Origin of the sequence: Aeromonas sp. R1-1 (assembly GCF_040908495.1) — a bacterium.
Taxonomy (GTDB): domain Bacteria; phylum Pseudomonadota; class Gammaproteobacteria; order Enterobacterales; family Aeromonadaceae; genus Aeromonas; species Aeromonas veronii.
In genome coordinates, this window is sequence record NZ_JBFODV010000243.1 from 1 (window position 1) to 5,913 (window position 5,913).

The following is a 5,913-nucleotide window of genomic DNA, read 5'->3' on the forward strand; positions in this document are numbered from 1 at the left end:
CCGCCATGGCGGCGATGATCATGGTCGAGGCGACCGTGGTGGCCCCCATCCCCTTGCGCGCTAGTACGAACGGAATGTCGCGGCGGCTGCATTTGGTCACGCTGTGGCCTGCCCGGCCGAGCGCTTCCAGCGCACTCGCATCGAGACCCACCTTGAGGCGGCCATCGAGGATGGCGATGGTGGCCGGAATGGCGCCGTTATCGCGCACCACCTGTTCAACCTGACGGGCCGTCTCCACGTTCTGTGGATAGGGCATGCCGTGGGAGATGATGGTGGATTCGAGGGCGACGACCGGTTTGCCGGCAGCCAGCGCGGCAGCCACTTCCGGTTGGATATCGAGGTAAGCGTTCAGCATGAGTACTCCTCCAGTATGCGGTCAACGGCGGTCTTGCTCAGACCGGAAAAAACGGTATCGGAACAATTGACGGTGAGGGCGGCGCAGCCCAGGGCAAAGCGGGTGGTTTGGGCAATGTCGAGCTGTTGCAGCCAGGCGTGGGCGAGGCCAGCCATAAAGGCATCCCCGCCGCCGGTGACGTTGAGTACCGGACTACCCAGTACCGGCAGGTGACCCTGCTGCTCGCCATCGCTGTAGAAGATCCCCTGTTCACCCAGACTGAGGAACAGCCGCTTGACCCCAGCGCGGTGGAACCAGGCGGCTACCATGGGCCAGGTTTCGGGCCCGGCGATGGTCATACCGCACAGCTGCTCGGCTTCGCTGCGATTGGGTTTGAGGGTGTGGATCTTGCCGAGCCAGGGGCGGATCTTCTCCACCTTGGCCACCGAAACGGTATCGACAAAGATGGCGTGCTCACCTTGCCGCTCGAACAGCCAGTCGAGGGTGTGAATGGCCAGATTGGTGTCGAGCACCCAGAGCCGGGCACTGCCGAGAAAGCCGCCGAGCGGGGTCAGGCGGGCAGGAGTGAGCTGCTCGATAATGGCCATGTCATTGATGGCACAGCTCATTTCGCCGCTGCCATCATGCAGGCTGAGATAGCAGGAGGTGGCGTGGCCGTCCAGCACCAGGGTCTGGCGCACATCGACGCCGGCCTGCTGGCTTACCTCCAGCAGATGGTGACCATACTGGTCGTTGCCGACCGCTGTCAGCAGCCGGGTATCACTGCCGAGCCGCGCCAGATTCTCGGCGATATTGCGGCCGACACCACCGGCCGAGGTGCGCACCTTGCCCGGGTTGGAGTCGCCGAGCAGCAGGTTGTCGTGGCTGGTGCCGCAAATATCCATATTGGCACCGCCGATCACCACTACGTAGGGGCCCTCTCGCAGTACATAACCTCTGCCTTGCACATACCCCTGCCGGATCAGGCTTGAGATGTGGCTGGCCAGCGCAGAGCGGCTGATGCCAAGGCGATCGGCCAGCTCCTGCTGGGCAATCATGGGATCCTGACGCAGCAGGGCGAGGATCTCTTGTTCACGCTCAGTCATAGACAAACATCCATTTACAAACGTTTGTCTATTATTGCTGGGAAACGTTTGCTGGCTATCGGCTTGTACAAGATTTGTCGGCTTGCGCACAAAAAATCGACATCCGTGATGGGGCGACGAATCGTTGAGCCTGGCGAGGTACTTTTAACGGGTCGATGACTCCGCAGCGGCTTATAATGGCCGCCGCAAGATGAGGAGAGATGATGGAAAAGAGAGCATTCTGCTGCGTAGGGCTGGTCAATCCCAAATCCCCGGAAAATGTCGGTGCCGTGATGCGGGCTGCGGGTTGTTACGGGGTAGACGAGGTCTACTACACCGGCAACCGCTTCGAACTGGCGCGCCGTTTTGCCACCGATACCAAGCAGATGGTGGAGAAGATCCCGTTGCTCGGGGTGGATGATCTGCTGCAATTCATGCCGGAAGGGTGTGTTCCCGTGGTGGTCGATCTGATCGATGGCGCTACGCCGCTCCCCGACTATGTCCATCCGGAACGCGCTTTTTATATCTTCGGGCCGGAGGATGGTACGCTCGATCCCGCCCTCTATGGCGCGGTGAAAGATGTGGTCTATGTGCCGACTCAGGGCTGCATGAATCTGGCCGCCTCGGTCAATGTGATCCTCTATGACCGCTTGGCGAAGGGGTTCCGGCAACCCTGAGTTGTGGCGTGGCAACGGTGACTCAAACCGCAATAGACAAGGTGTTGCTCATGGGCAGGTTGCTGGCGGTGGCCGCTGTTGACGGGGCTGCGGCATCCTTCTCTTTCCCCTATGGAGGGATCAGTTTTCGTCGGCCTTGACCGCCTGCTCCTCGAGAAAGTCGCGGTAGTAGTCATAGAGGTGATAACGGCGATAGATCTCGGCCAGCGTGCCGCGACGGATCAGATTCACCATCTCCTGATCCCACAGATGCAATAAGCGGTCGCCCTGCTCGGTATCGGCAAAAATGGGGTAAGTCGGGATCCAGCGCAAAATGGTGCGGTACATATTGGCCGGGGTCTCATCGGCGGAATGCAGCACGCCAGCGGTCAGGTAATAGCGATAGCGCCCCTTGCCAATCAGCTGCAGGGCCATCTCATGGTTGTCGATCTCGTGCCATCGCATGGTGACCGGAAGATATTTATCCAGCACCCATCCTCGCCGCCAGAGGACGGTCTCGCCTTCCAGACTGCGCTCTCCCCGCCATTGCGGCTGCCACTGCTTGAGCATGAAGACGGTCACATCATCTGCGGAGGCTGGCTGATGGGGCTGTTTGACCCCCTTGAGCTCGTCCCGATAGACACTCATCGCCATATCCCCCTCTTGCCTGGCTACCATGGCGACGGCGCGTTTGTAGGGCACGATATGGGGCACGATCTGATAGCCGTGGGGCTGGTAGATGGTTCGCACCAGATCGAGATAGATACCGCGGCCATCCGGTTGGCAGAAACCGGGCCAGCCATCGCAATAGACGTGAATATCAGCAGTGCTAGCGTGGGCGATCGCACACAGAGAGCAAAGCAGCAAACAACCGATGCGCAGCATGGTCAGCATTATCCTCGCAGGGGTGAGGAGAGCATTTATCACCTGATTTATACCATGCATTGATCGCGGCGGGCGGAGAAAACATCTCGCATCTCCATTTTGCGACAGGGTCGAGGGTTATTTGCGGTCGGATCGTTATGATCGAGTAAAGATTCAATAGCACCCCAATCAGTAGAGGAGACTGCATTATGCCATCGATCAAGACTCTGCTCTGTCCAGTCGATTTTTCCCAAATGTCTCGCGCGGTACTCGACTATGCCGTTTTTATGGCACAGAGCCATCAGGCCCAGCTCAAGCTGATCCACGTGGTTGATCAACTGCACGGTTTTGACAGTTACAAGATCCTTCATATGACGGCCATCGAGATCACTCACGAGATGGAGCGTCAGGCCAGAACCCAGCTCAAAGAGCTGGTTGCCACCCTGCCGATCCCGGCCACCTTTGATATTCGCTTTGGCCGCGCCGCCGATGAAATTGTCATTCAGGCCAAGGAGGATGAGGTTGAGCTGATCGTGATGGGTAGCCACGGCCGCTCCGGTATCAGCCATCTGCTGGTAGGCAGTGTCGCCGAGTCTGTGGTGCGTCATGCACCCTGTCCGGTACTGGTGGTGCGCCAATAACGCGCCACGTTTAGAGTGAAAAGCGTAACAAACAAGGCCAGCGATCGCTGGCCTTGCGTTTTCTGGTGTTGTGCCCGCTAGCCGTGAGCGTAGATGACACTCCCTCCCTTGATGGTATCTATGATGGCCCTGGCCTGCTCTTTGGGCAGGGCAGGGCAACCCCAGCTGCGGCCCAGCTTGTCATATTTGCGCAGATGGGTCGGGCTGGCATAGGCGGCGCCATGTACTACGATGGCACGCTTGCGGGCATTGCTGTTCTTGCCGGGGCTGAGTCCGTCCAGCCGCAGGGAGTAGCCATGCTTGCCCAGATAGGTTTCTGCGGTGCGATAGACGCCGAGGGAACTTTGGCGGGAGTTGAGCTGGTTGGAAAAGTGTTTTGCGGCCAGTTCACCTGAGTTGCGGCCATGGCTGACCCAGGTGTGATAAAGCAGCTTGTGGCGTTTCATATCGATGACAAACAGTCTGCGCTGGGTGGATGGCTTGCTGTAATCGATGATGGTGAGAATGGGTTTGCGTTTGTGGCGCACAGTTTGATAACTGTTGAGTGCCTGACGAAAGGTCTGTTTATCCAGCTTGCCTGCCAGACCCAGTTGACGATAGAGGCTCTGATCCCAGCTGGCATCTGCCATGCTGCTCCAGATAAGCGATATCAACAGCAGTGGCAACAACAGCCACCCGCGTTGCCAGTCTATGTTACCGCGCGTTTGTCTCATCCGTGAATATCTCCTTGTCACTCCCTGTCAACGGCGCGGATATTGCCATCAATCCGCTCGATAGTTATATGCAAGGTGCTGAAAAGGCGCAATAAAAAACCGGCCGCAGAGCGGCCGGAAGTCATTCAAACAGTAGACATTGGTATCACAGGGTATAACTGACTTCCAATTACTTAGAAGTTGTACTGCAGGGCAACCGCGACTACGTCGTCGGTGTTCTGGCCCAGAGAGTTGGTGGACTTGCCATTTACGGAGTCCAGCAGGTTCAGCTTGTAATCAACGTAGGCGTTGAAGTTCTCGGTGAAGTTGTACCAGGCACCGATAGATACGTACTCGGTGTAGGTATCATCGATACCGTGAGCGGTATCTTTTACATCAGTGCGCAGGTAGGCCAGAGAAGGCTTGAACTTGCCGATGGTGTACTGGGCAACGGCTTCGTAGCCATCCATCTTCTCGGCGTAGCCGTTGTTGACGAACAGGTGGTCTTCACCGTGGGAGTAGGTTGCAGCCAGGTAGAGGTCGCCAGTTGCATATTTGGCACCAAAGCCCATCAGCTTGGCATCCTTGTCGCCACCGAAGGCGGCATAGCGAGCTTGCTCGTCGGTCTTGCCAGCCTGGTTATAGGCAGCACCCAGGCTCAGGCCCATATCGAAATCGTAGTTGGCAGAAACTGCGAAGCCCTCTTTGGAGCCAGTGCTATTCCAGGTTGCGTTATCAGCGATAGTGGTTCCGTCTACGTGGTCAACGCTGAAATCTTTATCAGTCGCAGTGCGACCAGAGTTCTGCGGATCATTGTTACCGGTGAACTGGGCACCCAGGGTCAGACCCTGATAGGTGTAGATGTACTGGGCCAGACCGTTGGTACGGCCGGTACCGAATACTTCGGTATTTTTGCCCAGGCCGTCACCGCCCCACTCAGGCAGGACGTCGGTATAGTTGTTGACGGCCTTGGTGAACAGGCCATCCTGACGACCATAGCTGAATGCGCCGAAACGGTCGTGCTTGATGCCGGCATAGGCATAACGCAGCTCGTCGTTGTCAGAACCGGAGGTTGGCAGGTTGTACTCGGCAAAGCCGAACGCCTTCATCTCGGGAGCAATCTTGGTCTCGCCAGCAACGTGCAGACGGAAGTAGCTCTGGTCACCTTCGGCACCGTTGTTGTCAGTGCCGTAGTAAGCACCTTGTGCACGGCCGCCGATTTCCAGCTTGGTATCGTTCTGGTTGTAAACGGTAGCGGCATGGGCGCCGCTCGCCAGCAGCAGGCTGGAGATGGCAATAGTCAGTGCAGACTTCTTCATATGCGTTATTCCTCTGATGTAAACACTTCCGAACTTGTTGTCGGTTCTGTGAAATCGGAAACAGTCCGATAGCCACACGGTAGGCGTCCCAACCTTGACTGGGCCTGAATCCATCGTTGTTTAATTGAGGTGACGAGGTCGTTATCAAGACTGGGTGTGACGGTTTTTGACAAGATAAAAAGAGATTAAATTCAATGAATTATTTTCTAGTGACTTTTTTGATATCAATGTCCCGTCCTGAATATGGTTTACACCTTTCCCCCTAATAAATGGAGAGCCCGATGGGACAAGGTGTGAAACGGACACAGCGCGATTACTCGCT

7 protein-coding genes are annotated in these 5,913 nt (G+C 56.9%); 2 read left to right on the forward strand and 5 right to left on the reverse strand.

The features are described from left to right. Both AB5Y92_RS16435 and AB5Y92_RS16440 read right to left on the reverse strand, forming a co-directional pair. Window positions 1-355, reverse strand: a 355-nt coding sequence (locus tag AB5Y92_RS16435) for a pseudouridine-5'-phosphate glycosidase (RefSeq protein ID WP_368227160.1), incomplete at its 3' end; no start/stop codon positions are given. Further along, entirely contained in the window at window positions 349-1,440 is a 1,092-nt protein-coding gene (locus AB5Y92_RS16440) for a PfkB family carbohydrate kinase (protein WP_368227161.1), read from the reverse strand. The genes AB5Y92_RS16435 and AB5Y92_RS16440, both read right to left, overlap by 7 nt. 203 nt (window positions 1,441-1,643) lie before the next feature. On the opposite strand from AB5Y92_RS16440, the gene AB5Y92_RS16445 reads away from it, so the two are divergent. After that, window positions 1,644-2,096, forward strand: coding sequence for an RNA methyltransferase (locus AB5Y92_RS16445; protein ID WP_346213212.1), 453 nt, complete (start codon window positions 1,644-1,646; stop codon window positions 2,094-2,096). Between the two features lie 120 nt (window positions 2,097-2,216). On the opposite strand, the gene AB5Y92_RS16450 is transcribed toward AB5Y92_RS16445, so the two are convergent. Beyond that, a complete protein-coding gene (locus AB5Y92_RS16450) occupies window positions 2,217-2,960 on the reverse strand; it encodes a substrate-binding periplasmic protein (protein WP_368227162.1) in 744 nt (247 codons plus the stop codon). 188 nt (window positions 2,961-3,148) lie between these two features. Here AB5Y92_RS16450 and AB5Y92_RS16455 point away from each other — a divergent pair, with 188 nt between their 5' ends. Further along, window positions 3,149-3,580, forward strand: coding sequence for a universal stress protein (locus AB5Y92_RS16455; RefSeq protein WP_005335309.1), 432 nt, complete (start codon window positions 3,149-3,151; stop codon window positions 3,578-3,580). Between the two features lie 77 nt (window positions 3,581-3,657). On the opposite strand, the gene AB5Y92_RS16460 is transcribed toward AB5Y92_RS16455, so the two are convergent. Beyond that, the gene (locus AB5Y92_RS16460; protein WP_368227163.1) at window positions 3,658-4,293 is read right to left on the reverse strand and encodes a murein L,D-transpeptidase catalytic domain family protein; all 636 of its coding nucleotides are present in this window, start codon (window positions 4,291-4,293) and stop codon (window positions 3,658-3,660) included. Between the two features lie 173 nt (window positions 4,294-4,466). Continuing rightward, complete coding sequence (locus tag AB5Y92_RS16465) at window positions 4,467-5,591, reverse strand: porin (protein ID WP_368227164.1); 1,125 nt, start codon at window positions 5,589-5,591, stop codon at window positions 4,467-4,469. Window positions 5,592-5,913: the final 322 nt, after the last annotated feature.

What these genes read in the sequence shown, in the direction of transcription:
- AB5Y92_RS16440 (WP_368227161.1), bottom strand. Translation starts at nt 1,440, where the DNA reads ATGACTGAGCGTGAACAAGAGATCCTCGCCCTGCTGCGTCAGGATCCC.
- AB5Y92_RS16445 (WP_346213212.1), top strand. Translation starts at nt 1,644, where the DNA reads ATGGAAAAGAGAGCATTCTGCTGCGTAGGGCTGGTCAATCCCAAATCC.
- AB5Y92_RS16450 (WP_368227162.1), bottom strand. Translation starts at nt 2,960, where the DNA reads ATGCTGCGCATCGGTTGTTTGCTGCTTTGCTCTCTGTGTGCGATCGCC.
- AB5Y92_RS16455 (WP_005335309.1), top strand. Translation starts at nt 3,149, where the DNA reads ATGCCATCGATCAAGACTCTGCTCTGTCCAGTCGATTTTTCCCAAATG.
- AB5Y92_RS16460 (WP_368227163.1), bottom strand. Translation starts at nt 4,293, where the DNA reads ATGAGACAAACGCGCGGTAACATAGACTGGCAACGCGGGTGGCTGTTG.
- AB5Y92_RS16465 (WP_368227164.1), bottom strand. Translation starts at nt 5,591, where the DNA reads ATGAAGAAGTCTGCACTGACTATTGCCATCTCCAGCCTGCTGCTGGCG.